Here is a 26,564-nt window from a genome sequence, read left to right as displayed (position 1 = left end):
GGCTCCCGGGCCGATGCGGGTCGGGATTCTGGGGCCGCTGCAGGTGGCGGGCGCCCAGGTGGGCGGGGCCAGGGTGCGGGCCCTGCTGGTGCGCCTGGCGCTCGACCCCGGCCGGGTCGTCCCCGCCGACCGGCTGATCGACGACCTCTGGCCGGACGAGCCGCCCGCCCACCCGGCGGCGGCGCTGCAGTCCCTGGTGTCGCGGGCCCGGCGCGAGGCCCCCGGCCTCATCGGCTCCCATCCCGCCGGCTACCTGCTGGACGTGCCGCCGGGCGAGGTGGACGCCTGGGCGTTCGAGCAGCTCGTACGCGACGGCGAGGCGCACCGGGCGCTGGCGCTCTGGCGGGGGCCCGCGCTGGCCGACGCGGCGGACCTGCCCTTCGCGGCGGGCCCCGCGGTGCGGCTGGAGGAGCTGCGCCTGACCGCGCTCGCCACCAGGATCGCCCACGACCTGTCCACCGCCGGTCCGGTCCTGGAAGGGCTGGTGGCGGAGCTGGAGGGGCTGGTGGCGGCGCATCCGCTGCGGGAGCCGTTCCACGCGCTGCTGATGCGGGCGCTGTCGGCGCTGGGGCGGCGGGGCGAGGCGCTGGCCGTCTTCGAGCGGATCAGGGCCGCCCTGGGCGACGAGCTGGGCGCGGGCCCCGGGCCCGAGCTGCGCGAGGCCCACCTGGAGGCGCTGCGGGAGCCGCCGCCCGCGCCGCGCGGCAACCTGCCCGCCCCGGTGACGAGCTTCGTGGGCCGGACCGGCGACGTTTCCCGGCTGCGCGCCCTGCTCGGCGGCGGGACCCGGCTGGTCACCCTGACCGGCGCGGGCGGCGCGGGCAAGACCAGGCTGGCGCTGGAGGCGGCCGGCGGGCTGGTCGCGCCCGGCGGGGTGTGGCTGGTGGAGCTGGCCGCCGCGGACGGGGTCCGGGCCGCCGTGGAGAGCGTGCTGCGGACCAGCGACCCGGCGGCGGCGTTACGCGGGGCCGGCGCTGTGATCGTGCTCGACAACTGCGAGCACGTGGTGGAGGAGGCCGCCAGGGTGGCGGGGCGGCTGCTGGCGGAGGTCGCGGACCTGCGCATCCTGGCCACCAGCCGGGAGCCGCTCGACATCCCCGGCGAGACCGTTCATCCCGTCCCTCCGCTGCCGGAGACGCAGGCCGTCGAGCTGTTCGCGGCGCGGTCCGCCGCGGCCAGGCCCGGCCTGCGGGTGGAGCCGGACCAGGCGGCGCGGATCTGCCGGGAGCTGGACGGCATCCCGCTCGCCATCGAGCTGGCCGCCGCCCGCCTGCGCACGATGCCGGTGCCGCTGCTCGTCGAACAGCTCGGTGACCGCCTGGCCCTGCGCGGCGGGCGCACCGCCGAGCCGCGCCACCGCACGCTGCGCGCGGTCATCGACTGGAGCTGGAACCTGCTCTCCGACGCCGAGCGCGAGCTGCTGCGCGGGCTGACCGTCTTCTCGGGCGGCGCGACGTACGAGGCGATCGCCCGGGTCTGCGGCGGCCGCCTGGACCTGCTGTCCTCGCTCGTGGACAAGTCGCTCGTCGCGGTGTCCGGCGACCGCTACACGATGCTGGAGACGATCCGCGAGTACGCCGCCGCCGACCTGCCCGAGCTGCGCCGCGCCCACGCCCTCCACTACACGGAGCTGGCCGAGCGCGCCGAGCCGCACCTGCGCACCGGCGCGCAGTTCGCCTGGCTGGCGGTGCTGGACGCCGAGCACGGCAACCTGGAGGCCGCGCTGCGCCACGCCGAGGACCCGCTGCGGCTGATCCTGCCGCTGTTCTGGCCGTGGATCATGCGGGCCAGGCTGCGGGAGATCCGCGAGCAGGCCGCCGCCGTGCTCGCCCGGGTCGGGGACGTGCCGCCGGGCAGGGAGCTGGCGCACGGGCTGTGCCGCATGCTGGCGGGCGAGCCGGCGTCGGAGGCGGTGCGTGACTCCGACCATCCGGCGGCGCTGAACTTCTGGGCGATGGGGGCCGTGCTGGGCACCCCTGACGACGTCGTGGCGCTCACGGAGCGCGGCGCCGAGCGGCTGCGCGACCATCCCGACCCGTGGGTCAGGTCGGCGGCGCTGCTGGTCGCGGGCCTGGTGCGGTTCGAGTACGGCGCCGTGGCGGGCGCGGAGGACCTGCTGGAGCCGGCGCTGGACGGCTTCAGGCGGACCGGCGACCGGTGGGGCCAGTGGGCGGCGTCCTACTGGCTGTCGCTGGCGGCCGAGAACCGCGGCGACTTCGCCGCCGCCGTCGCGCTCACCGAGACGCCGGGGATGGCCGGGTCGCCGGGACTGCCGGGGCTGGAGGAGGTGGCGCTCGGTCCGATGTCGTACCTGCTGCGGCTGGGGCAGCTCAAGTGCCGGGCGGGCGACCTCACGGGCGCGGCCGGCGCGCTGGCGCGGGCGCAGGAGGCCGCCGAACGGTCGCGGGAGCCCGAGCCGCTGGCCCGGGTGCTGCACGCCCGCGCCGAGCTGGCCCGGCGCGGCGGCGACCCGGCGGAGGCGCGGCGGTTGCTGGAGGCCGCGCTCGCCCTGGACGTCGAGGCGAGCGCGCAGTTCCGTGCGCTGCTCCAGATCGAGCTGGCCCGGGTGGCCGAGCCCGGCCGCCCGCTGCGCGCGGCGCTTGCGCTGATGGCCGGCTGCTCCGACCGGACGGTGCGGGCCACGGTGCTGGAAGGCGTGGCCGGGCACCTGGAGCCGGCGCCCGCGGCCGAGCTGCTGGGGGCGGCGCGGGCGCTGCGCGGCATCGCCGAGTCCGCCGACCCGTACGTGACCGCCCTGGCCGCGCGCTGCCGCGAGGCGCTGGGCGCGGCCGGTTTCGCGGCGGCCGTGGAGAGGGGCGCGGCGCGGCCGGACCCGGAGCGGCACGCTCTGGGGTCGCTCGCGTCCCGGTGAAACGCCACGACCTGCGAAGCTTCCCTACCGGTGTCCGATACGTCAGGGTGGCAACAACGAATCCGTGAGGAAGGAGACCTGTGGCCAGTCCTGGCACGCTGGACGCTAGGGGAAGCGATTTCGCCCGGCTAGCCCATCGCATCGCGGACGCCGGTCTGCTCGACCGGCGTCCCGTCTACTACGCGGTCCGGATGGGCGTCTGCGTCGCCGTCTACGTCGCCTCCTGGACGCTGTTCGCCCTGGTGGGCGACTCGTGGCTGCAACTGCTCGTGGCGGCGCTGCTGGCCGTGGTGTTCAGCCAGTTCGGCTTCCTCGCCCACGATCTCGGCCACCGCCAGGTCTTCCGCACCCGCCCGCCCAGCGACCTCGCGGGCCTGCTGTTCGGCAACCTCGCGATCGGGCTCGGCTGGGGATGGTGGAACAGCAAGCACAACCGGCACCACGCCAACCCCAACCACGAGGACCACGACCCGGACGTCTCGCCCGCGGTGATCGTGTTCTCGGCGGACCAGGTCGCGAGGAGCCGCGGCCTGCCCAGGCTCGTCGCCCGCCACCAGGCGTTCTGGTTCCTGCCGCTGCTCACGCTGGAGGCCTGGCACCTGCACGTGGCCAGCGTGAAGGCGCTGCTCAAGCCGGGGGCGCGGCGGCGGTGGCAGGAGCTGGGGCTGCTCGCGGCGCACTTCGCGGCCTACTTCGGCGCGGTCTTCGCGGTGCTGCCGCCGGGCAAGGCGCTGGCGTTCCTGGCCGTGCACCAGGGGCTGTTCGGGCTCTACCTGGGGTGCACGTTCGCGCCGAACCACAAGGGCATGCCGGTGCTCACCAAGGAGGACAAGCTCGACTTCCTGCGCAAGCAGGTGCTCACCTCGCGCAACGTGCGGGGAGGGCCGGTCCGCGACGTCCTGCTCGGCCAGCTCAACTACCAGATCGAGCACCACCTGTTCCCGAACATGCCCGCGCCGAACCTGCGCCGCGCCCAGCCCATCGTGGAGCGCTACTGCGCGGAGATCGGCGTCAGCTATCTGCAGACCGGCCTGGTCGCCTCCTACCGGCAGGCGCTGGGTCATCTGCACGAGGTGGGCGCCTCGCTACGCTGACTCCTCCTCCTCCAGGCGGGCGACCAGCCTGTCGCGGCGGCGCTCCAGCTCCGCGATCAGCTCGACCTGCTCGTCCGCCTGGCTGATCACCGCGGCCTTCTCGATCTGGTCGGTCGCGCCCATGTCCCGGATCTGCTCGCGGATGTCGTGGTTCTCCGCGCGCAGCCGGGCCAGGTCCTCGTCGAGCCGGCGCAACTCATCCTTGGTGCTCATCCACGGACGGTACCCGTACAGAATGGGAGGCATGCGAAAGCCCTCCACCAGCACGCTGGTCTCGCTCGCGGCGGTCGGCGTCGTGGCGGTGGGCACGGTGGTCACCGCGATGCTCAACCCGTCACGGCCGCCCAACCTGCTGGACGTGCTGCTGCCGCTGGCGGCGAGCGCGGCGACGCTGGTCCGGCGCAGGTTCCCGGTCACGGCGCTGATCGTGGTCGCGCTCTGCGTGGCGCTCTACTACCCGTGGGGGCGGCTCGACGGGCCTCTGCTGGTGCTGGCGTTCGTGGTGCTCTACACGGCGGCCGACCTCGGGCACCTCACCGCGGCCGTCGCCACCGGTGGCACGCTGCTGCTGGCGATGGGGCTCGGCGAGTCCGGCGGCACCCGGCACGTGGACGACACGATGTTCGTCGCGATCGGCGGCTGGGTGGTGGCGGCGGTGGCGTTCGGCGGGGTGACCAGGACGCGGCGGGCCTACCTGCTGGAGGCGGAGCGGCGGGCGGCCGACGCCGAGCACAGCAAGGAGGAGGAGGCCAGGCGGCGGGCCAGCGAGGAGCGGCTGCGCATCGCGCGGGAGCTGCACGACGTGCTCGGGCACAACATTTCCATGATCAACGTGCAGGCCGCGGCGGCGCTGCACGGGCTGAAGAAGCGGCCCGAGGAGGCCGAGCGGGCGCTGCGCACGATCAAGGACACCAGCAAGGAGACGCTGCGGGAGCTGCGTACCACGCTGGGGGTGCTGCGGCAGGTGGACGAGGGCGCGCCGACCGCGCCGGCCGACAGCCTGGCCAGGATGGACGCGCTGGTCGCGGCCTCGGGCCTGACGGTGCGCACGGAGCTGTCCGGGCCGCTCGACGCCCTGCCCACCGAGGTGGACCTGGCCGCCGCCCGCATCATCAGGGAGGCGCTGACGAACGTCTCCCGCCACTCCGGCGCGGCCGAGGCCCGGCTCTCGGCCGCCTGCCGGGACGGGGAGCTCGTCGTCCGCGTGGAGGACGACGGCCCCGGTGTCACGTACGACGGGGGCAGCGGCTTCGGCCTGCGGGGCATGCGCGAGCGCGCGAGCGCGCTCGGCGGCACGCTGGAGGCCGGTCCGCGCCCCGAAGGCGGCTTCCGCGTGGTCGCCCGCCTGCCGATCGAAGGAGCCCGATGATCCGCGTGCTGCTCGCCGACGACCAGACCCTGGTACGGGCGGGTTTCCGGTCCATACTCAGCGACGAGGACGACATCGAGGTGGTCGCCGAGGCCCCCAACGGCGAGGTCGCCGTGGCCGGAGCCCGCGAGCACCGGCCCGACGTCGTGCTCATGGACATCCGCATGCCCGAGCTGGACGGCCTGGAGGCCACCCGCAGGATCGCCGGCGACCCGCGGCTCGACGGCGTCAAGGTGATCATCCTGACCACGTTCGACCTGGACGACTACGTCTACGGGGCGCTGCGGGCGGGCGCGAGCGGCTTCCTCGTGAAGGACACCGAGCCGGCCGAGCTCATCCACGCGGTCCGGGTGGTGGCGCGCGGCGACGCGCTGATCTCGCCGTCGGTCACCCGGCGGCTGATCGCCGAGTTCGCCGGCCGGGTGAAGCGGCCCGAGCCGGGCCCCCGGCTCAACGCGCTGACCGAGCGCGAGCGGGAGGTGCTGACGCTGGTCGCGGCCGGGCTGTCCAACGACGAGATCGCCGCCCGGCTGGTGCTGAGCCCGGCCACGGCGAAGACGCACGTCAGCCGCATCATGACCAAGCTGGCGGCGCGCGACCGGGCCCAGCTCGTGGTGCTCGCGTACGAGGCCGGGATGATCACGCCGGGCTGGCTTACCACCTGAGCGGTACGCGAGGGACCCGCCTGCATCCCAGGGTGTACGGGCAATCGTCGTCCCCGGCATGACGCGGCGGCCGGTGCCGTGACCGGAGACTCTGCGGCATGGAAACGGTGGATCTCGCCCGGCTGCAGTTCGCGCTCACGGCGGGCGCGCACTTTCTCTTCGTCGCGCTCACCCTGGGCCTCGCGACCCTGGTGGCCGTGCTCCAGACCCGGGCGACGGTGACCGGCAGCCCGATCCATCTGCGGATGACCCGGTTCTGGGGCCAGCTCTACCTCATCAACTACGCGATGGGCATCGTCACCGGCCTGGTCATGGAGTTCCAGCTGGGGCTGGCGTGGAGCGGGCTCACCGAGTACGCGGGCGACGTCTTCGGCTCGGCGCTGGCCATCGAGACGCTGGTGGCGTTCTTCGTCGAGTCGACGTTCCTCGGGTTGTGGATCTTCGGCTGGAACCGGCTGAACCGGTGGGCGCACCTGGCGCTGATCTGGGTGGTGACGCTGACCGCGTACGCGTCGGCGTTCTGGATCATGGTGGCGAACGGCTTCCTGCAGCACCCGGTCGGCCACGTGCTGGAGGGCGGGGCGCTGCGGATCGCCGACTTCGGGGCGATGGTCGGCAATCCGGCCGCGCAGCTCGCGTTCTGGCACATCCTGGGCGGTGCGCTGCTCACCGGCGGGTTCTTCATGGCCGGGGTGAGCGCCTACCACCTGCGGAGGCGCACGGCCGAGCAGGACTTCTTCCGCAAGTCGCTGCGGCTCGGGCTCGGGCTGGCGCTGCCGGCGGCGATGTTCACGGTGACGTTCGGCGGGCTGCAGTTCTCCTACCTGCAGCCGTCGAAGACCGCGGCGTGGGCGGACCGGGCGGAGCTGATGGCCGAGACGCAGGCCACGATGGCTGCGCTGCACGGGCCCGGCGACTACCTGCCGCCGGTGGGCGCGGTGCGGGTGGCGGGCGTGCTGATGATGGTGCTCTGGCTGGTCATGACCGTGGTGGCGGGGCTGAGCGTGCTGCTCATGGCGTTCCGGCCGGCCGTACGGTCCTTCCGGCCCTGGCACTGGCTGCTGACGCTGATGATCCCGGTGCCGTTCGTCACGATGCTGGCCGGATGGGTGTTCCGGGAGGTGGGACGCCAGCCCTGGGCCGTGTACGGCCTGCTCACCACGGCCGAGGCCATGTCGCCGCTGACCGCGACGCAGGTGCGGGTGTCGCTGACCGCGTTCGTCGCGGTGTTCGCGGCGCTCATCGCGGTCAACTACTGGCTGCTGGCCCGGCAGGCCCGGCGCGGCCCCGGCGCGGTCGCGCTCGGCGAGCAGCCGGTCGAGCCCGCCCCCGCCCCCGTCCCCACCTTCTAGGAGTACGCCGTCATGGAGATCTTCGTTCTCGCCTTCTTCGCCCTCGGCTACCTCGTGCTGGGCGGGGCCGACATCGGGGTCGGCATGGCGCTGCCCTACCTGGGGCGCTCCGGGGCCGAGCGGCGCGAGGTGATCGCCGCCATCGCGCCGTTCTTCCTCGGCAACGAGGTGTGGCTGGTGGCGACCGCCGGGGTGCTCGCCGGGCTGTTCCCCGAGCTGGAGGGCGAGCTGCTGAGCGGCAACTACACGCTGGTGGTCGGGCTCGTGCTGGCGTGGGTGGTCCGCGACATGGGGCTGTGGCTGCGCGGGCGGCTGGAGCGGCCCGGCTGGCAGGCGTTCTGGGACGGCGCGACCGTGGCGGGGAGCTGGGGGCTCGCGCTGACCTGGGGGCTGCTGCTGAGCCGCGTGCTGCTCGGGCTGGAGGGGCCGATCGCGGTGCTGCCCGCGCTGGTGGTGGCCGCGCTGTTCGGCACGCACGGGCTGACGTTCGCGGCGCTGCGGCTGCGCGGCGGGCTGCGCGAGCGGGCGGGCGTGCTCACGGGCGGCGGCGGGGAGGCGCGGGCGTACGCGCTGACCGCGGCGGCGCTGCTGGCCGTCGGGGTGCTGGCGGGGCTGCGCCTCCCCCTGCATCCGGGCACGTCGGGGCCGGTGCTGGTGCCGGTGGTCCTGGCACTCGTCCCGTTCCTGGTGGCGTCCCAGGCGTGGGTGTGGTGGACCTTCCGGCACCGGGTCACCGGGCCTTCGTACCTTTAGAAGACCGGGACCCCTTCCCTGGTGAGCTTCCAGTTCGGGGCGGCGAAGTCGGCCGGGTCGATGGTGCCCTTGGCGGTGGCGTACTCGATGAGCGCCTGGCGGATCTCCACCTGGGCGTTGTAGAGGACGGGGGCGGTGGTGACGTGCGGGAAGCCGCCGCCGCCCGACTGCCGGTAGTTGTTGATCGCGACCACGAACTCCTTGTCGGCCGGGACGGGCCGGCCGTCGTAGGTCAGGTTCGCGATGCGCTGCCCGACCGGCTTGCTGACGTCGATGTCGTACGAGACGCCGGAGAGCTGGTCGTAGTTGTAGTCGGGGGTGCCGGAGGCGTTGGTGAGCGTGGCCACGTCCACCGGAGCGCCGGGGGCGAGCTGGTTGAAGTACTTCGCCGAGTACTCCAGGTAGTCCTTGATCTGCGCGCCGGTCAGCTTGATCGCCAGCAGCGTGTTGTCGTAGACGTAGAGGCCCGCCACGTCCCTGACCCGGACGTCACCGGCGGGGAAGACCGCCGAGCGGCTGAACGGGGCCGCGATCGACAGCACCGGCAGCGTGTTGTCCGGCAGCGCCTGCTTGACCGTCTCGGTCTGCACCTGCTGGATGTAGTCGAGGATCGGCGTGTCCTTGTACGGCGACTCGGCCGCCGACAGCTCCTGCGCCGACTTGGCCACGACCTTGTTGACGTAGCCGACGGTGGTGTCGTGCTGCGGCTTCAGCAGCGAGACGATCTTGGGGTCCTCGGCGACCGTGTTGGTGTTGATCGTGGCCGAGGACTTGCCGGTCACGACCCACTTGCCGCGCTGCTTGGCGAGCTGGAAGTCCAGCCGGGACAGCCGCTGGCCCCACCGGCCGGGCTCGGTGAGCAGCACCTGCTGCCCGGTGACCTTGTTGGTGACGAACTTCTGCGGCACGTCGTTGTGCGCGTGCCCGAACAGCACCGCGTCGATGCCCGGCACCTGCTCGGCGACCAGGGCCGAGGCGTTCTCGACGGGCAGGTCGCCGCCGTAGGAGGACATGCCGTTGTCGCCCGCGTGCGCGGTCACGACGACCACGTCCGCGCCGAGGCCGCGGATGACCGGCACCCACTTCTTCGCCGAGTCGACCAGGTCGGTGAAGCGCAGCTTGCCCTCGACGTTGGCCTTGTCCCAGATGGCCACGCCGGGGTTGGTGAGGCCGAGCACGCCGACCTTGATCGGCTTCTCGCCCTTGACCTTCATGGTCTTGATGACGAACGGCTGGTACGCCGGCAGGCCCGACTTCGCGTGCACGGCGTTCGCGCCGAGCACCGGGGCCTTCATCTGCTTGATCCAGGTGGCCAGCAGCGGCAGACCGTAGTTGAACTCGTGGTTGCCCAGGGTCACGGCGTCGTAGCCGATGGCGTTCATGGCCTTGGCCATCGGGTGCGTCTGGCCGGTCTCGGTGATCGGCTCGATCTTGGCGTAGTAGTAGGCGAGCGGCGTGCCCTGGATCGTGTCGCCGGAGTCGAAGAGCAGCGTGTGGCCCGGCCCGCGCTCGGCCCTGATCGTGTTGACCAGCGTGGAGACCTTGGCCAGGCCGACGCTGTTGCCCGCGCTGTCGGCGTAGGCGGCGTCCTTGAAGTAGTCCCAGTTGAGGACGTTGCTGTGCAGGTCGGACGTGCCCATGACGGTGACGGTGACCGTCCTCGCGGGTCCCGCGTGGGCGGCCCCGGCCTGGGCGGGGAGCGCTGCCAGGGCCAGCGCGGTCAGCGCGGCGGCCCCGGCGAGGGCGAGCTTCTTGGTCTGCATGTGGCTGGAGGGTAACCGCCACAAGTTACTCGCTGGTTACGACTCGCCCAACGGCTCCCTGGTCACGAACTCCCGGATCAGCGCGGTGATCTCGGCCGGGCGCTCGTGCAGGACCACGTGGCCGCTGTCGAGCTCGGCGTACTCGCTGCCGGGGATGGCGGCGTGCATCGCGCGGGCGTGCTCGACCGGGACCAGGTAGTCGCGGGTGTTGCCGACGACCAGCGTGGGCGCGGTGATCTTGGGGAGCAGGTCGCGGACGTCCACCCTGAGGTCCAGCTCGATCTGGCGGAGCGTGCCGCGCGGCGGCTCGCCCATGAGCGCGGCGACGCCTGCCTCGCGGACGAACTCGGGGCTGAAGGCCACCAGCGGCCCGTACGCGGCGAAGCTCTCGGGGTCGGTGCGGGCGAGCCTGGCCCAGGTGCGCAGGCCGAGTTCGAGCCGGTCGTCGGCGAGGTGCGTCCAGCCCGCGATGAGCACCAGCCGCCGGACCAGCTCGGGCCGCTCGGCGGCGACCGCGGCGGCCACGACCGCCCCGAGCGAGAACCCCACCAGGTCGGACGGCCCCTCGAAGGCCGCGGCGACCTGCCCGGCGAGCAGGTCCAGCGTGAGCTCGCCGCCGGGGTCGGCGGTGGCCCCGCTGCCCGCGTAGTCGGGGGTGATGACGGTGCGCAGGTCGCTCAGGCCGGGCACGAGGTGGGCCCAGTTGGTCGCGGCGTCGCCGCCGGTGCCGTGGACCAGGACCAGCCCGGGGCCCTCGCCGGCGCGGCCGTAGTGGACGGGGCCCGCGGGGTGCTGCGCGATGGGCATGGTTCTCCTCAACCTTTCTTTAGTGATCGCTACAGAACAGACAATAACATAGCGATCGCTATAGAATGACGGCATGGCAAGGCAGCGGACATTCGACCGGGACCTCGCGCTGGAGCAGGCGCTGCGGGCGTTCTGGCGGCGCGGCTACGAGGCGACCTCGATCGCCGAGCTCACCGCCGCGATGGGCATCAAACCGCCCAGCCTGTACGCCGCCTTCGGCGACAAACGCCGCCTGTTCGAGGAGGTCGTCGCCCGCTACCAGCGCACCTACGGCGCCTTCACCACCCGCGCCTTGAATGAGGAGCCCACCGGGCGGCAGGCGATCGAGCGCGTGCTGAGGGAGGCCGCGGCCGAGTACGCCGACGCCGCGCACCCGCCCGGCTGCATGATCGTCTCCTCGGCGGTCAACTGCGGGCCTGAGTCCGCCGAGGTGGAGGAGCTGCTGCGCGAGCACAGGAAGGAGGCCACGGCCGCGCTGAAACGGCGCATCGACGACGACCTCGCGGCGGGCCGCATCCCGGCCGGCACCGACACGGCCGGGCTGGCCGCCTTCTACGCCTGCGTCATCCAGGGCATGTCGACGCAGTCGCGCGACGGGGCGGGACCCGCCGAGCTCCGGCGGATCGCCGCCCTCGCCATGGCGGCCTATCCGGCTGCTGATCCGGCTACTGCGACATGACCCCCGCGTCCTCGGGGGCGATCTCCGGCGGCGAGGCCCGCAGCCAGCGGCAGTCGTGCGGCCCCAGCGGCAGCTTCACCTTGGCGTCGTCCGACACGTCGAGCGTGCCGTCCACCAGCAGGTCCGTGAGCTGCTGACCCTCCAACCCCGGCAGTTCCAGCTCGGCGTCCACCGCCTTGTCGCACAGGTTGTGCGCCACCACGACCGTGGCGCCGTCGGCGTCGCAGCGGTGCGCGAAGACCGCGGCGTGCCCGGCGTCCAGCACGGTGTACGTCCCCCACGCCAGCTCCGGGCACTCCCGGTAACGCTCGATGAGCAGCTGGAACCAGCGCAGCAGCGAGGCCGTGTCCCGCTTCTGGTCGGCGACGTTGACCCGGTCGGGGGCGAAGGAGCCCTCCGGCATCTCGCGCACCGGATCGGCCTGGCTGAAACCGCCGTCCGGCGTCCACTGCATCGGGACGCGGACCGCGAGCCGGCCCTCCTCGGCGAGGTTCTCGCCCATGCCGATCTCCTCGCCGTAGAAGATGACGGGGGTGCCGGGCAGGGAGAACAGCAGGCTGTAGGCCATCTTGACGTGGCGCAGGTCACCGCCGAGCATCGTCGGCAGCCGGCGGCGCAGGCCCCGGCCGAAGATCTGCATGTCCTTCTCCGGCCCGAACGCGTCGAAGACCTCCTGCCGCTCCTCGTCGGTCAGCTTGTCGAGGGTGAGCTCGTCGTGGTTGCGGAGGAACATGGCCCACTGGCCGTCCTTCGGCGGTTTGGGACGCTCGCGGAGGGCGTCGGCGAGGGGGCCGGCGTCCTGGCGGGCCAGCGACAGCCACGCCTTCTGCATGCTGATGAAGTCGAAGCACATGGTGACCTGGTCGCCGAGCCCGTCGCCGAAGTACTTCACCAACTCCGGGTAGGGCACGTTGACCTCGCCGAGCAGGATTGAGCCGCCCTTCCTGCGGGTCATGAACGCCCGCATGTCCTGGAGGAACTCGTGCGGATCGGGCAGCTTCGGGTCGACGTTCTCGATGAGGAACGGGACGGCGTCCACCCGGAAGCCCGACAGGCCGAGCTCCATCCAGAACCCGAGAATGCGGGTGATCTCGTCCCTGACCTCGGGGTTGGCCACGTTGAGGTCGGGCTGGTGCTTGTAGAAGCTGTGCAGGTAGTACTGCTTGGAACGGTTGTCCCACTCCCAGAGGGAGTCCTCCTTGTCGGGGAAGACCACCTTGCTCGGGTCGTCCGGCTCCGGCTTGTCGGACCAGACGTACCAGTCGCGCAGCGGCGAGTTCTTGCTGCTGCGGGACTCCTTGAACCAGGGGTGCTGGTCGGAGGTGTGGTTGACGACGAGGTCGGCGATGACGCGCAGGCCGCGGTCGTGGGCGGTGCGCATGAACTCCACGAAGTCGCCCAGGGTGCCGAGGCGGGGGTCGATGCTGTAGAAGTCGGTGATGTCGTACCCGTCGTCCTTGTTGGGGGTCGGGAAGAACGGCATCAGCCACAGACACGTCACACCGAGCCCGGCGAGATAGTCGATCTGCTGGGTGAGCCCGCGGAAGTCGCCGACGCCGTCACCGTTGCCGTCCTTGAAGGTCTCCACGTCCAGGCAATAGACGACGGCGTTCTTCCACCAGACGTCAGAGGTGTACGTCAGTCGCATGACCCCCCGACTACCCCTGCTTTGCCGTTTCAGGCGATTCGCGCGGCGACGGCGTCGAGCACCCAGTCGAGCTCCAGGTCGAAGGACGTCCCCGCGTCCGTCTCCGTGCCCTCGTGCACGAACCTGGCCAACGCCGGATAGCGGCCCGTGTCCAGCATCCTCGTCAGGTGGGGGCCGTGGGCGCGCTGCCAGTCGTGCTCGGACAGCCCCGTGGCGCGCTCGGCGCGCAGGTTCGCGATCTCGCGCCTGATCGCGCCGGTGACGTAGGCGTTGACGGTCGCCACGGCGCGGGCCACGGTGTCCACGTCGGCGAGGCCGTCGAACGCCGCCAGCGTGACCTCGGCGGCGGCGAGGGCGTTGGGCCCGGGGCTCGGCCGGCCGCCGAGCAGGTCGGCCAGCCATTCGTGGCGGAGTGCGGCCTGCCGGGTGCGGCGGGCGTGGGCGCGCAGGGTCTCGCGCCAGCCGGCGGCCCGGTCATCCGGGGCGGGCAGGATCTCGGCGTAGACCGCGTCCAGCATGAGGTCGAACAGCTCTTCCTTGGTGGCGAGGTAGCCGTAGAGCCGCATCGGGCCGGCGTCGAGCCGGGCCGCGACCTTGCGCAGCGACACCGCCTCCAGCCCGCCCTCGTCGGCCAGTTCGACGGCGGCGGCGACGATGCGCTCGCGGTCGAGCGGCACGGGCGCGGGCCGGGGCTGCGGCTCTGGCCGGTCCCAGACAGTCATGGAATACATCGTACGATTGCGATACGGCGTATCTACTCAATACAGTGTATCGACATGAGACAACGTATCGCCGTCGTCGGCGCCGGGCCCGGCGGCCTCGCCTTCGCCCGCGTCCTGCACCGCCACGGCCACCCCGTCACCGTCTACGAACGCGACCCCGGCCCCCACGCCCGCCCCCCGGGCGGCACCCTCGACCTGCACGAGAACATGGGCCAATGGGCGCTCGACAGGGCCGGGGTGCTCGACGGCTTCCGGGCCCGCGCGCGTCCCGAGGGCCAGGCCATGCGCATCCTGGCCGAGGACGGGACCGTGCTGCGCGACTGGGCGCCGAGGCCCGGCGACCCCCAGCATCCCGAGATCGACCGCGGCGACCTGCGCGACCTGCTGCTCGGGCCGCTCGACGTCCAGTGGGGCCGGGCCGTGACCGAGGTCGTGCCGTCCGCCGGTTCCACGGCGCGGGTGCGCACCGCGGACGGCGGCGAGGAGACGTACGACCTGGTGGTGGGCGCGGACGGCGGCTGGTCGCGGGTGCGTCCGGCGCTCTCGCCCGCGACCCCCCGCTACACCGGCGTGCGCTACGCCGAGACGTCGCTGGACGACGTGGACGCCCGCCATCCCGACCTCGCCCGCCTGATCGGCGACGGCTCCATGGCCGTGTACGGGGTGAACAAGGCCCTCGTGGCGCAGCGCAACAGCGGCGGCCACGTCAAGGTGTACGCCCAGTTCCGCGCCCCGCTAGAGCGGCGGGCGGAGCCGGACGGCGCGCGGGAGGAACTGCTCGCCCTGTTCGACGGCTGGGCCGATCCGCTGCTCGACCTGCTCAGGCGCGGCGGCCCCGTCATCCACCGCGCGCTGCACGTCCTGCCCGTGCCGCACACCTGGGCGCACGTCCCCGGGGTGACGCTGCTCGGCGACGCCGCCCACCTGATGCCGCCGCTCGGGGCCGGCGCGAACCTCGCGCTGCTGGAGGGAGCCGAGCTGGCCGAGGCCGTGGCCGCCGCCGCGCCCGGCCACCTGGACGAGGCCGTCGCCGCCTTCGAGGAGCGGATGCAGGCGCGGGCGGTCAGGTGGGCGAGGCTCACCGCGGCCGGGCTCGACCGCATCGTCAGCCCCGACCCGGCCGACGCACTCGCCTACTTCGACGAGCTCCAGAGCCCCGAGCAGGTCCGTTAGGGCGGCGTTTGCGGGGGAATGGCGTTCCATCGACGGGCTGCGATCCGCGCCACTAAGGTTCGAACGCGACGACAACCAGAAAGGCCCCCCGCATGAGCGACTACGCGATCACCTTCGATCTCATCGACGTCGACAAGGACGGCCGGATCTCGGCCGAGGAGCTCGTCCGGCTCATGGAGATCATGGGTCAGCCGGTGACGCTGGAGGCGGCGCAGGAGGGCGTGCGCAGGCTCGACAAGGACGGCGACGGGCTGATCGACGTGGAGGAGTTCGGCGCCTTCGTCAGCCGGTGAGCGGTGCCGCCGCCGGTATAGCCGGATGCGATAAAAGCAAGCACTTGCTACAAAACTCCTGTCGCCTGGGTCACAATGGCGACAGGAGGGACGATGGCCATCAAGAGTGACGTACGCGAAAGCCGGGCGCCCGCGGGCCTCGTGAAGACGCTCAGGTCGGGCATCGGCCGGGTCTCCGAAGAGGTGATCGAGGAGATTCAGAACCGCATCCCCGAGTACGCCAGGCGGGAGGACGAGCTCTACATCAAGGTCCTGCGCACCGCGGTCGAGCAGGCCATCGAGGGCTTCCTCGACCGCGTCGAGAGCCCCGACGCTGCCTGGGACCCCGAGCCGTTCCGCATGGTCGGCAAGGGCGAGGCCGCCGAAGGGCGCAACCTGGAGCCGCTGCAAACCGCGCTCCGGCTCGGCGCGCGGGTGGGCTGGCGGCGGCTCACGGAGATCGCCGACCCGCTCGGGCTCTCCCCCCAGTGCCTGTACGACCTGGGCGAGACCATCTTCGTCTACCTCGACCAGCTCGCCGACGCCGCGGCCGAGGGGTTCGAGGAGGCCAGGGCGCGGGCCGCCGGCGAGATCGAACGTCGCCGCGGCCGGCTGCTCGACCTGCTGCTCAGCCAGCCGGCCGCGAGCCCCGAGGCGATCGCCGACCTGGCCAAGGCGGCCGGGTGGCGACTGCCGCGCACGGTCGCCTGCGTGGCGCTCGACGACCTGCCCGGCGTTCCCACGCAGGGGCCCGCACAGGGGCCCGGGCCCGCACAGGGGCCCGCGCAGGGGCGGCGTGGGACGGCGTACCGGACGCCGGCCCGGATGCCGGCGCTGCCGCCCGACGTGCTCGCCGGGCTGGAGCGGACCACGCCGTGCCTGCTGGTGCCCGACCCGACCGGGCCGGGGCAGGCGCAGATGCTGGAGCACGGGCTGCGCGGCTACTGGGGCGCGATCGGGCCCGCGGTGCCGCTCGCCGCGGCGGCGACGTCCCTGCGCTGGGCGCGGGAGGCGCTGGAGCTGTCGCGGCGCGGCGTGCTGCCGCGCGGGCTGCCGCGCTGCGAGGACCACATGGCGACGCTGGTGGTGTTCAAGGACGAGGAGCTGGTCAACGCCCTCGCCGAGGCGCGGCTCGCGCCCCTCGCGCACCTCCGCCCCACCCAGCAGGACCGGCTGGCCGAGACGCTGCTGGCCTGGCTGCGGTACGGGCGCGGGGCCGGCGAGGTCGCCGCCCGCCTGCACGTACACCCCCAGACCGTGCGTTACCGGTTACGCCAGCTCGAAGAGCTGTACGGCGAGCAGCTCGCCGACCCGGACGTCCGGTTCGAGCTGGAGATCGCGCTCCGCGCCCGCCAGGCCGTGAACAGGACGTTCAGAGGGGCCGGCGGAAGAGCCTGAGCCGGTCCTCGCCGATCCGCGCCCGCAGCGCGTGATCCTCGATCCCCAGGTCCTCCGACGGGGCGAGGGCGAGCACGCCGACCTTGCCGACGTGCTGGTTGAGCTGGACGGCGCGGGCCGCCTCCGCCGCCCCCTCCAGCGGGTAGACGGCCGACAGCGTGGGATGGACCATGCCGAGCGAGATCAGCCGGTTCACCTCGTGGCACTCCTGGTAGTTCGCTCCGTGGGAGCCGATGATGCGCTTGAGCTTCATCCACAGGTGCCTGTTGTCGTACTCGTGGGCGTAGCCGCTGGAGGAGCCGCAGGTCACGACCGCGCCGCCGCGCCTGGCGACGTACACCGACGCCCCGAACGTCTCCCTGCCCGTGTGCTCGAAGACGATGGCCGGGTCCTCACCCACCTGCCGCCTGATCTCCGCGCCGAGCCGCCGCCAGCCCTTCTCGTCCGCCAGGCCGCCGTCGAGCTGCGAACGGTCCACGACGTACGGGCAGCCCATGCGGCGCAGCAGCTCGGCCTTCTCCTGGCTGCCGACGACGCCGACCGGGATGCCGCCGCCGTTCCTGACGAGCTGCACGCCGTACCCGCCGAGGCCGCCCGTCGCCCCCCACAGCAGCACCACGTCGCCCTGCTTCATGCGCGCGCCGCGCTCCCCGACGAGCATCCGGTACGCGGTCGAGGCGCACAACATGTTGCAGGCGGCCTCCTCCCAGCTCAGGTGCCGGGGCTTGGCGAGCAGTTGCGTGGCCTTGACCACGGCGAAGTCGGCGAGGCCGCCGAAGTTCGTCTCGAAGCCCCAGGCGCGCAGGTCGCCCGCCAGCATGCCGTCGTGCTGGATCACCGGGTCCTCGCCGTCCACGTACGCGGGGCTGGTCACCACCCGGTCGCCCACCCGCCAGCGGCGGACCGCGCGGCCGGTCCTGACGATCACGCCGGCCGCGTCCGAGCCGAGCACGTGCACCGGCAGGTCGTGCCGCGCGTCGCTGCGCCCGAACCGCTCCAGGAACGCGAACGTCGGCACCGGCTCGAACATCGCCGACCACACCGTGTTGTAGTTGATCGCGCTCGCCATGACCGCGACCAGCACCTCGTCCTCGGCCAGCTCCGGCATCGGCACCTCGCCGACGTGCAGGGTGCGGCGGACGTCCTTGTCCTGCTCGTCCTGGTCGAAACTGCCGACCTCGTCCTTGCGCAGGTGGGCGGCGCGGTAGGCGGAGGGCACGTCCAGGCGCGCCAGCTCGGCCGGCTCGGCGCCGGCCACCACCGCCTCGCCGAGTGCTGTCGTCTTCACAGGAGTAGTCCCTTCAGGTGCTCGGCGATGACCTCGACGTGGGGCGGGTCGAGCAGGTTGAGGTGGTGCGAACCGGGGATCTCGACGACCTCCAGCCGGGGCGCGTACGGGGCGAAGCCCCTGGCCGGGTCGTCGGCGTGGGCGTACCGGGGGTCCTCGACGGTCCAGGGGGCGGGCTCGGTGGAGCGGTAGAGGACCGCGCGGCCGTGGTACGGGCCGGCGGGACGGTAGCGCTCGATGGCCCGGGTGTCGTCGTGCGAGGTGAGCTGGTGGCGCAGGATCGCGGGCGGCAGGGTGGCGAGCACGCCCGACTCGGCGATCCTGGCCTCGGTGAGCGCGAACTGGGCCGGCTCGTCCAGCGTCTCCAGCTCGGCGCGGTCCAGGTGGATCGGGGTGCCGTACGTCCTGGTCAGGTAGGCGGCGAAGGCCGCGTAGCGGCGGGCGGCGAGTCGTCGGCGGTCCGGCTCGCCGACCTCGTCGGGGAGGCCGGAGTCGATCATGGCCAGCAGCTCGACGTCGTCCTCGCCGAGCAGCCGCGCGATCTCGAACGCCAGGATCCCGCCGAACGACCACCCGCCCAGCCGGTACGGAGGCTCCGCGGCCCGGCGGACGGCTTCGGCGTAGCGGGCGGCGCGGCCGGGGATGTCGTCCGGCTGGTCCAGGCGTTCCAGCCCGAGGACGGGGACGGGGAGCCGGGCGGCGAGGAGGGCGTACACGCCGGTGGTTCCGCCCGCCGGGTGCGCCAGGAAGATCGGCGCGCCGGCGGGGGCGGCCGGGGTCAGCGGCCGGACGACCCCCCGCCCCGCCTCGGCCTCGTCCACCCGTCTGATGGCCACGGCCAGGTCGGCGGGGGTGACGACCTCTTGACCGGGGTCCCAGGCGAGGTCTTGGCCGAGGGCCTGGCTGGGGCCCTGGCTGAGGTTCCCGGCGAGGAGGGCGAGGGCTTCGGGCAGGATGCCGGGCGGCAGCGGCTCGGTGACGGAGGGCTCGCGGCCGAGCAGCCCGGCGAGCACGCGGGTGACCTGGCGTTCTGCCGCGTCCCTCGGCAGGACGGGGGCGAGACCCAGGCTCTCGGTGACCGCCCGTGCCAGTGCGCCCAGGGTGCCGCCGTTGAGCAGCGGGGCCGCCGCCACCCGTACGCCGAAGTCGTGCTCGATCATGCCCCGCAACCGGGTGGCGGCCAGCGAGTCGAGACCGAGGTCCGTGAGGACGGCGTCGTCCCCCAGCCGGGACGGCTCCACCCCGAGCACGGCGGCGGCCCGTTCCCGCAGCTTGTGAGAGACGCCCACCGGCCCCGGCAGGTCCTCAAGGGCCGGGGCCTCGGCGACCTCGGAGAAGTACGGGATGCGCACCAGGGGCGGGAAGAGCGCGACCGCCCGCGCAGGATCGAGCTTGACCACCCCCGCCGGGAAGTCACGTTGCAACAGCGCCTCCAGCGCCTCCAGCCCCTCGTCCTCCGTCAGGGGCTCGACGCCCGGGGTGGCGGGCGCGGCGGTCCCGGCCCAGGGACCCCAGTTGACGGCGAGAGCGGGCAGCCCCTCGGCGCGGCGGCGCTCGCACAGCGCGTCCAGCCAGGCGTTCGCGGCGGCGTAGGCCGCCTGGCCCGGCGAGCCGAGCAGGGACGCCGCCGACGAGAACGCCACCCACCAGTCGAGATCCAGGTCCTTGGTGGCGTCGTGCAACCGCTGGGCGCCGACGACCTTGGCGGCCCACACGCGGGCGAGGCCATCCGGTTCGAGGTCGGCGATCAGGCGGTCGTCGAGCACCCCGGCGGCGTGCACGACGCCGCGCAGCCGCAGCCCGCCCTCGGTGGCGGCGGCCACCAGCCGCTCGGCCGTGCCCGGCGCGGCGAGATCGCCGGTGACCGTCCTGACAGGCCCGGCGTCCGGATGGGGAGTACGGCTGTTCAGCACGACGCGGGTGGCGCCGCGTTCGAGCAGCAGACGGGCGGTGAGGCGGCCCAGGTGTCCGTGGCCGCCGGTGATGACGTACGCCCCGGGTCCGGCCACGGGGCCACGGGGGGACGGGAGGGTGACACGGCGGAGGCGGGCCGCGTAGCGGATGCCGGCCCGCCAGGCCACCTCGTCGTCCTCGGCGTCGCAGGACAGCTCCCTGACCAGCGCGTCGAGGTCGTCGTGGTCGACGAGGCGGGCGCGGGTCTCGGGATGTTCCAGGGCGAGGACCCGGACCAGGGCCCGGAGGGCGGCGGGCCCTGGGTCGGCGAGGTCGCCGTCGCGTACGGCCTGGGCCCGCTCGGTCGCGACCACGATCCGCGCGCCCCGCCGAGCCAGCCCGGCCACCCGCAGCATGACCCGCTGCACCCCCGCCACCCCGAGCCCCGGCGGCACCAGAACCAGCACCCCGTCACCAGGCAGGACGCCACCACCCGCCGGGGCCCCCTCGCCCGAAGGGGTGGGCAGGAGGGCGCGGAGGCGGGCGGCCCGCGCATCCCCCTCCTCGGCCAGGACGAGCCAGGGGCGGGACATGCCCGCCTCCGGCGGCGGCACGCTCACCCACGCCCGCGCGACGAGCTTGGCGTCCAGCGTGACGGGGACGGGCCCCGGGAGCAGGTCGATGAGCTCGGGAACCCCGGCGGCCGGGCCGACCACGGCGCTCCCGTGGACGGTCCACCGGCCTGCGGCGTTCTTCGCCGAGAGCTCGACGCGCCCGTCCGCGAGGGTGATCGTCACCTGGGCGGGAAGCGGCAGGTGGGCGTGCAGCGTCACCTGCCGGAGCTCCATCTCGTCGGAGGTCTCCGCGACGGCCGCGCGGGCGAGCCGCGCCAGGACGGCGGGCGTGAGCACCGGATGGCCGTCCCGGTGCCATTCCTCCGGCGGCAGCCGCCAGGGGGCGTCGGCGAGGTCGTCGAGCGTGGTGGTCCACGAGTGGCAGGACGGCGTCTCGACGTGCGCGCCGAGCAGCGGATGCCCGGCCGGCGGCCGTTTCGGCTCGGCCCAGTGCCGTACGTGCTCCCAGGGCGAGTGCGGCACGTCGGCGAGCCGCCCGCGCGTCCGGGGCGGCACGGCCACGGCGACGGCGGCGAGCTGGTCGTGGAAGGGCCCCTCGGTGACGCGGGCGGTCGCGGGCAGGGTGTCGCGGAGCGCCCCGGACAGCAGCGGGCGCGGCCCCAGCTCGGTGAAGAGCGTGTGCCCGTCCTCGGCCGCCGCCCGTACGGCCTGCATGAGCCGTACGGGACGGCGCAGCCCGGCCGCCCAGTACGCGCCCTCGAACGCCGGCGCTTCGCGCGGATCCTCGAAGACCGGCGAATAGTACGGGATGTCAGGCTTGCCCCCAGCGATCCCGCGCAGTTCCTCACGCAGCAGCGGCACCAGCGACCGTACCTGCGACGAGTGCCCCGCCCCCTCGGCCGTCAGCGTCCGCGCGAACAACCCCCGCGCCGCCACCGAGGCCGCGAACTCCGCCACCCGCTCCGGCTCCCCCGTCACCACGGTCTGCGACGGCGAGGCGTACACGGCGACGTGCAGGTCGTCCGGCACCTCCTCGGCCCCGGTCTCGACGACCGCCATGGCCCCGCCGCCGCCCAGCCCGCCGAGCAGCCGGGCCCGCGCGCAGATCACCCGTACGCCGTCCTCGACGCCGAGCCCGCCCGCCACCACCGCGGCGGCCACCTCGCCCATGGAGTGCCCGATCACGGCGGCGGGCTCGAAGCCGTAGGCCCGCCAGGTCTCGGCCAGCGCGAGCTGCACGGCGAAGATGATCGGCTGGAGCGTGGCCACGCCGGCCGCGCCGGGGTCGTGGACGTCGATGCCGGCCTCGTCCCGCAGCATGGGGGCCAGCAGGTCGAGGGTGCGGCGGTAGGCGGGCTCTGCGGCGTAGAGCTCCAGGGACGGCCGGTGCGGGCTGTAGCCGCTGAACACCCAGACGGGCCCCTCGGCGGCGGTGACGGGGCCGACCGGCCGGACCTCGCGCAGCTTGGCGGCCAGCTCGCCGGCGTCGCCCGCCACGACGGCCGCCGCCACCCGCCCGCGCCCGGCCCGCCTGGCGAGGGTGTGGGCCACGTCCGCCAGGTCGGCGGGGGGCTGCCAGGAGGCGAGGACGCGGGCGTGGCGCTCGACCCGGCGGGGGGTCGCGTCGGTGAGCAGGAAGACGTGCTTGGCACGGACCGGGAGAGCGGCCTGAGGAGCGGGGAAGGCGTCCAGGGCGACGTGGGCGTTCGTGCCGCCGAAGCCGAACGCCGACACCCCCGCCCTCGCCGGGTCACCACCCTCCCGGCACGGCCACGGCGTCGGCGCGGTGACGACGCGCAGCCGCTCCCACGGGATGTGCGGGTTCGGCTCGCGGAAGTGCAGGCTGGGCGGGATCACCCCGTGGTGCAGGGCGAGCACGGCCTTGATGAGCCCGGCGACGCCCGCCGCCGCCTCCAGGTGCCCGAGGTTGGTCTTGACCGAGCCCAGCAGGACCGGCGTCGGCACGGCGGCGGCGATGGCCCTGGCCTCGATCGGGTCGCCGAGCAGGGTTCCGGTGCCGTGCGCCTCGATGTAGTCGGGCCCGCGGCCGAGCCGCCCGTACACCTGCCGCAGCAGCGACTCCTGCGCCTCCGGGTTGGGTGCGACCAGGCCGTTGGAACGGCCGTCCTGGCCGACGGCGCACTCCCTGATCACCGCGAGCACCCGGTCGCCGTCCCGTACGGCGTCCGCGAGCCGCTTGAGCACCACGACGCCGCAGCCCTCGGCCCGCACCATCCCGTCCGCCGCCGCGTCGAACGCCTTGCAGCGCCCGTCGGCCGCGGTGCCGCCGCCCCGGTCGAAGGCCACGGTGACCAGCGGCGACAGCAGGAGGTTCACCCCGGCGGCGAGCGCCAGGTCGCACTCGCCGGCGCGCAGGCCGGTGACGGCCAGGTGGGTGGCGACGAGGGAGGAGGAGCAGGCGGTGTCCACGGCCAGGGAGGGGCCGCGCAGGTCCAGCAGGTACGACACCCGGTTGGCGGCGATGCTGAGCGCGGCCCCGGTGGCGGTCCAGGCGTCCACGGCGGCGAGGTCGGCGCCGGTCAGGTGCGCGTACTCGGTGCCGGAGAGTCCTGCGTACACGCCGGTGCGGCTGCCGGAGAGCGTGCGCGGGGCGTGGCCGGCGTGCTCCAGCGCCTCCCAGGCGGTCTCCAGGAGCAGCCGCTGCTGCGGGTCCATGGCGGCGGCCTCGCCCGGCGAGATGCCGAAGAACTCGGCGTCGAACCCCGCCACGTCGGCGAGGAACCCGCCGTGCCGGGTGACGCCGGCCAGCGCCTCGCGGGTGCGCGCGGAGCCGTCGTCGAACGCCTCCCAGCGCCCCTCCGGCACCTCGCCGACCGCGTCCCGGCCGTCGACGAGCAGCTTCCAGTACGCCTCGGGGCCGTGCGCGCCGGGGAAGCGGCAGCCGACGCCGATCACCGCGACCGGCTCCCCCGCCGTCCCGCCGGCCTCGGCGGTCTCCTGGGGCGCGGACAGCGCGCGGGCGAGCCGGTCGATCGTCGGGTGCTCCCACACGATCGTGGGGCTCAGCTCGCGGCCCAGCAGCTCGCCCAGCTCGCCCGCCACCGCGACCGCCTCGCGCGAGGACAGCCCGTGCTCCTCCAGCGGCCGGCCGGGGTCCACCTGCCCGCCGAGCCGCTCGATGAGGAAGGTCCGGATCTCGCTCTCATCGGGTACGTCCACGAAACACTCCCGAGTGCGCCGGGGCCGGGGTGATCGGCCACCCTACTGAGGAGCGCCGGACGGGCGGCACGACCGTACGGAACATTCCTCGGTCGCGTTTTGTCACGCCGGTGACAATCGGAGCGGATTTGTCCGGCGGGCCACAACGGACGGCCGATTTCGTTGCGCCGCCTCATAGCCCCGGGCCGACGCCGCCTCTACTCTCGCCTGCACCCCGAGCGAAGGAGGGCTCCCATGCGCGCCCTGGCGGCACTGGCGGCGGCGACGGCGCTGCTGCTCTCCTGCGCGGCCCCCGCCTCCGCCGACCCCGACTGGTCGTTCGCCCAGGAGAGCGAGCCGCCGCGCGCCGAGCCGGCCACCGGCGGGTACGCCCCCGGTCAACGCGCGCTGCCCGGCCCCGCCCGCGTGGTCGCCGAACGCCGGCTCGACCCGCGCACCCTGGACCTGCTCGTCTCCTCGCCGGCCGTCGGGAAGCTCACGCCGGTCCGCCTGCTGCTGCCCCGAGGCTGGTCGCGGACGGCCGGGCGGACCTGGCCGGTGCTCTACCTGCTGCACGGCGGCGCCGACGACTACACCTCGTGGACCCGGATGACGGACGTGGCCACGTACACCGCGAACCTGGACGCCATCGTCGTCATGCCGGAGGCGGGCCGGGCGGGCAACTACTCCGACTGGCACAACGCCGGACGGGGCGGGCCGCCGAAGTGGGCGACGTTCCACACCTCGGAGGTGCGGCGGCTGCTGGAGTCCGGCTACCGGGCCGGCACCCGGCGGGCCGTCGCCGGGCTGTCGATGGGCGCGTACGGCGCGATCAAGTACGCCGCCGCCAACCCCGGCATGTTCCGCTTCGCGGGCGCGTACAGCGGCATCATGGCCACCCGGCTGCCGGGCATCCCCGCGGTCATCATGAACGCGCAGGCCGGCGAGAAGCAGGACCCGCTCGCGCTGTGGGGCGACCCGAAGCGGAACGCGAAGGTGTGGGCCGCCAACGACCCCCTGGCGCTCGCCGCCGGCCTCCGCGGCACCTCGCTCTACATCTCCAGCGGCAGCACGTCGCTGAACGGCCCCCTGGACCGGCCCGACGCCGCCTGGAACCCGGCCCACCTGGGCGAGCCTATCTCCGCCTACACGGCGCGGGCGCTGAGCGAGCGGCTGAAGAGGCTCGGCATCCGGCACACGCTGCACCTGTACGGGGACGGCACGCACACCTGGCCGTACTGGACGCGCGAGTTCAAGAGGTCGTACCCGATGATCGTGCGCGCTCTGGGGCTGCGGCGGGGATGACGCGGCGGGCCATCGGCCCGCCGCGTCATCCGCCTACGGGACGTCGAACGTCTTGCGTCCGCCCGCCCCGATCACCTCGATCCCCTTGGCGCCGAGGATGCCGTCGAGCGGCAGAGACACCGAGTAGGGCGCGGTCGCGGGCAGCCCGATGCCGCGCAGCCTGCCGACGACCTCGATCCCCCAGTATTCGGGCTGCCGGACGTACACGAGCGGCGACAGCTCGACGTGCATGGTCAGGTACGGCTTGGTGCCGTTGACGACCAGGATGAACGTGTTCGGCACGATCCCCGGCACCACCCGCGCCTCGTCGAAGTCGATCAGCCGCACGGACTGCGGCGCGGGCAGTTCGGCGAAGTCCTCCGTCATGGCGGAGCCCCCTTGCGTGAGATGGTCAACCCCCGTCGGTTACCGAAACTCTCACGCCGGCCCCGTCCGGGCAACGACTGTCGCGGGCGAGGCGGCTCAGGCGACGTGCAGGTAGACCTGGCCGAACACCTCGGACAGCCGCTTCAGGTCGGTGGCGAGGTCGACCTCGGGGTGGGCCGGGTCGTAGAAGGTGGCCAGGCGGGCGCGGAGCGAGCCGAGCTTCCCGAGCTGCTCCCACGCCGGGGTCGCGGCCCACTTGTCGCCGTAGACGCGGACCGTCTGGTTCTCGGGGTTCACCCAGCGGGTCCACAGGGTGACGGTCTCGGCGGCGTCCTCCTGGAGCGGCGCGGCGACGCGCTCGGTGAGCGCCTGGGTGACCTGCTCGGCGGTGAGCGCGGAGGTGACGGTGGCGTCCTCGACGGCGATCTGGCCGTAGGCGTCCCAGGCCCGGCCGCGGATCTGGATGGACTGGTTGCGCTGGGCCTCGGCGGCGTCGATCTTCCAGGTGGCGTACCCGCTCGCGAGGAGCACGTTGTCCAGGGCGAGCTGGTCGGCGTAGCCCTTGGTCAGCCAGGCGCCGACGCGGTCGGGGTCGAGCAGCGGGTACTTCTTGCTCATCTCGGCCTTGCAGGCGTCGTTCGCGCCGCAGCCGAGCACCGGCGCCACCGTGTGCACCGACAGCTTGCGGCCCGGCACGGCGGCGCGCAGCGCGGTCGCGGCCGTGGCGACGAACTTGTCGATCTCGTCGGCGCTGTCGAACGTCTCGTTGAAGCCGAGCTGCGAGGTGAAGCGGATGCCGACGACGCCGGGCTGCGTGGCGGCCAGCGCGGCGACCTTCTTGACGGCCTCGTCCAGCTTGCCGGCCTTGTAGTCGTCGGCCAGCTCGGTCTCGATCCAGAGGCGCAGGCCGGTCGGGGTGGCGGCGGTCGCGGCCTGGCCGGCGGCGGTCTGCTTGGCGGCGGCCTTGTCGGCGGCGCTGATCTCGCTGCCGTCGGTGTAGCACTGCTCGCCGTTCTGGCACTCGGGGGTGCCGCCGTCCTCGGCGCCCTCGACGTCCGGGTCGCCCGCGTCGTGGGCCTCGCCGTCGCCTTCGGAGTCCACGGCGCACGCGTTGGCGGGGTCGGTGCAGTCGACGCGGATGGTGCCCTGCGGGCCGGAGTCGATCATGTTCTGGCCGTCGTTGCCCAGCCAGAACCTGGCGATGTCGGCGGCCTCCTCGGGGGTGGCCATCCAGGTGCAGACGACGTACGCGGGGGTGTCCGCGGCCAGCAGGTCGTTGCAGCTGCGCGGATCGTCGGCCGACCAGGCCGGCAGGCCGATCCCGAGGAACGACAAGGTGATTCCGAGGACGAGGAGCTGCCGCAGCCGCTTTCGCATGGCACCTGACTTCCTGGGGGTGATCGTGGCCATA

Annotated in this window: 20 protein-coding genes; 11 read left to right on the top strand and 9 right to left on the bottom strand. The window is 73.7% G+C overall.

Features of this window, described 5'->3' with window-relative positions; all coding sequences use genetic code 11:
• Nucleotides 1-13: 13 nt before the first annotated feature.
• Together AC27IY_RS21070 and AC27IY_RS21065 are read left to right on the top strand one after the other, a co-directional pair.
• Entirely contained in the window at nt 14-2,872 is a 2,859-nt protein-coding gene (locus AC27IY_RS21070) for an AfsR/SARP family transcriptional regulator (protein WP_487178927.1), read from the top strand.
• Between the two features lie 191 nt (nt 2,873-3,063).
• A complete protein-coding gene (locus AC27IY_RS21065) occupies nt 3,064-3,966 on the top strand; it encodes a fatty acid desaturase family protein (RefSeq protein WP_344211659.1) in 903 nt (300 codons plus the stop codon).
• Here the strand turns inward: AC27IY_RS21065 and AC27IY_RS21060 are convergent.
• Nucleotides 3,958-4,179, bottom strand: a complete 222-nt coding sequence (locus AC27IY_RS21060; RefSeq protein ID WP_344211503.1) for a hypothetical protein — start codon at nt 4,177-4,179, stop codon at nt 3,958-3,960. The two genes, AC27IY_RS21065 and AC27IY_RS21060, sit on opposite strands and share 9 nt — an antisense overlap.
• 31 nt (nt 4,180-4,210) lie before the next feature.
• On the opposite strand from AC27IY_RS21060, the gene AC27IY_RS21055 reads away from it, so the two are divergent.
• The 4 genes from AC27IY_RS21055 (at nt 4,211) to AC27IY_RS21040 (ending at nt 8,105) form a co-directional block, all read left to right on the top strand.
• A complete protein-coding gene (locus AC27IY_RS21055) occupies nt 4,211-5,335 on the top strand; it encodes a sensor histidine kinase (protein ID WP_344211505.1) in 1,125 nt (374 codons plus the stop codon).
• Nucleotides 5,332-6,000: a response regulator gene (locus AC27IY_RS21050; protein WP_344211507.1), complete on the top strand. Its 669-nt coding sequence runs from the start codon at nt 5,332-5,334 to the stop codon at nt 5,998-6,000. Before AC27IY_RS21055 ends, AC27IY_RS21050 begins: the two co-directional genes overlap by 4 nt.
• A gap of 98 nt (nt 6,001-6,098) precedes the next feature.
• On the top strand, nt 6,099-7,352 hold the full coding sequence (locus AC27IY_RS21045) for a cytochrome ubiquinol oxidase subunit I (protein WP_487178926.1): 1,254 nt from the start codon (nt 6,099-6,101) through the stop codon (nt 7,350-7,352).
• Nucleotides 7,353-7,364: 12 nt separating this feature from the next.
• Complete coding sequence (locus AC27IY_RS21040) at nt 7,365-8,105, top strand: cytochrome d ubiquinol oxidase subunit II (protein ID WP_364455621.1); 741 nt, start codon at nt 7,365-7,367, stop codon at nt 8,103-8,105.
• On the opposite strand, the gene AC27IY_RS21035 is transcribed toward AC27IY_RS21040, so the two are convergent.
• Together AC27IY_RS21035 and AC27IY_RS21030 are read right to left on the bottom strand one after the other, a co-directional pair.
• Complete coding sequence (locus AC27IY_RS21035; protein WP_487178925.1) at nt 8,102-9,868, bottom strand: bifunctional metallophosphatase/5'-nucleotidase; 1,767 nt, start codon at nt 9,866-9,868, stop codon at nt 8,102-8,104. The genes AC27IY_RS21040 and AC27IY_RS21035 overlap by 4 nt on opposite strands.
• Before the next feature lie 36 nt (nt 9,869-9,904).
• Nucleotides 9,905-10,675, bottom strand: a complete 771-nt coding sequence (locus AC27IY_RS21030) for an alpha/beta fold hydrolase (RefSeq protein ID WP_423476850.1) — start codon at nt 10,673-10,675, stop codon at nt 9,905-9,907.
• 73 nt (nt 10,676-10,748) lie between these two features.
• On the opposite strand from AC27IY_RS21030, the gene AC27IY_RS21025 reads away from it, so the two are divergent.
• Nucleotides 10,749-11,354 (top strand): TetR/AcrR family transcriptional regulator, encoded by a 606-nt coding sequence (locus AC27IY_RS21025; protein WP_487178924.1) that lies wholly within the window; start codon nt 10,749-10,751, stop codon nt 11,352-11,354.
• Here the strand turns inward: AC27IY_RS21025 and AC27IY_RS21020 are convergent.
• Together AC27IY_RS21020 and AC27IY_RS21015 are read right to left on the bottom strand one after the other, a co-directional pair.
• Nucleotides 11,341-13,002, bottom strand: a complete 1,662-nt coding sequence (locus AC27IY_RS21020; RefSeq protein WP_487178923.1) for an alpha-amylase family protein — start codon at nt 13,000-13,002, stop codon at nt 11,341-11,343. The genes AC27IY_RS21025 and AC27IY_RS21020 overlap by 14 nt on opposite strands.
• A 29-nt stretch (nt 13,003-13,031) precedes the next feature.
• On the bottom strand, nt 13,032-13,724 hold the full coding sequence (locus tag AC27IY_RS21015) for a TetR/AcrR family transcriptional regulator (RefSeq protein ID WP_487178922.1): 693 nt from the start codon (nt 13,722-13,724) through the stop codon (nt 13,032-13,034).
• 54 nt (nt 13,725-13,778) lie between these two features.
• Between AC27IY_RS21015 and AC27IY_RS21010 the strand changes: the two genes are divergently transcribed.
• The 3 genes from AC27IY_RS21010 to AC27IY_RS21000 all read left to right on the top strand — a co-directional run bounded on the left by AC27IY_RS21010 (nt 13,779) and on the right by AC27IY_RS21000 (nt 16,567).
• On the top strand, nt 13,779-14,897 hold the full coding sequence (locus AC27IY_RS21010; protein WP_487178921.1) for an FAD-dependent oxidoreductase: 1,119 nt from the start codon (nt 13,779-13,781) through the stop codon (nt 14,895-14,897).
• A gap of 92 nt (nt 14,898-14,989) precedes the next feature.
• Nucleotides 14,990-15,190, top strand: coding sequence for an EF-hand domain-containing protein (locus AC27IY_RS21005; protein ID WP_091092764.1), 201 nt, complete (start codon nt 14,990-14,992; stop codon nt 15,188-15,190).
• Nucleotides 15,191-15,283: 93 nt separating this feature from the next.
• Nucleotides 15,284-16,567 (top strand): PucR-like N-terminal domain-containing protein, encoded by a 1,284-nt coding sequence (locus AC27IY_RS21000; protein WP_487178920.1) that lies wholly within the window; start codon nt 15,284-15,286, stop codon nt 16,565-16,567.
• On the opposite strand, the gene ccrA is transcribed toward AC27IY_RS21000, so the two are convergent.
• Together ccrA and AC27IY_RS20990 are read right to left on the bottom strand one after the other, a co-directional pair.
• Nucleotides 16,542-17,855: a crotonyl-CoA carboxylase/reductase gene (gene ccrA / locus AC27IY_RS20995; RefSeq protein WP_487178919.1), complete on the bottom strand. Its 1,314-nt coding sequence runs from the start codon at nt 17,853-17,855 to the stop codon at nt 16,542-16,544. The two genes, AC27IY_RS21000 and ccrA, sit on opposite strands and share 26 nt — an antisense overlap.
• Nucleotides 17,852-23,503, bottom strand: a complete 5,652-nt coding sequence (locus tag AC27IY_RS20990) for a beta-ketoacyl synthase N-terminal-like domain-containing protein (protein ID WP_487178918.1) — start codon at nt 23,501-23,503, stop codon at nt 17,852-17,854. Before AC27IY_RS20990 ends, ccrA begins: the two co-directional genes overlap by 4 nt.
• Before the next feature lie 234 nt (nt 23,504-23,737).
• Between AC27IY_RS20990 and AC27IY_RS20985 the strand changes: the two genes are divergently transcribed.
• A complete protein-coding gene (locus tag AC27IY_RS20985; RefSeq protein ID WP_487178917.1) occupies nt 23,738-24,787 on the top strand; it encodes an alpha/beta hydrolase in 1,050 nt (349 codons plus the stop codon).
• Between the two features lie 33 nt (nt 24,788-24,820).
• Here AC27IY_RS20985 and AC27IY_RS20980 read toward each other — a convergent pair whose 3' ends face one another.
• Both AC27IY_RS20980 and AC27IY_RS20975 read right to left on the bottom strand, forming a co-directional pair.
• Complete coding sequence (locus AC27IY_RS20980) at nt 24,821-25,153, bottom strand: hypothetical protein (RefSeq protein ID WP_371249664.1); 333 nt, start codon at nt 25,151-25,153, stop codon at nt 24,821-24,823.
• 96 nt (nt 25,154-25,249) lie between these two features.
• A complete protein-coding gene (locus AC27IY_RS20975) occupies nt 25,250-26,530 on the bottom strand; it encodes a hypothetical protein (protein ID WP_371249663.1) in 1,281 nt (426 codons plus the stop codon).
• Between the last annotated feature and the right edge of the window lie 34 nt (nt 26,531-26,564).

This window comes from Nonomuraea sp. B208, from assembly GCF_057536035.1.
This window is presented reverse-complemented; position numbering and strand designations above follow the sequence as displayed.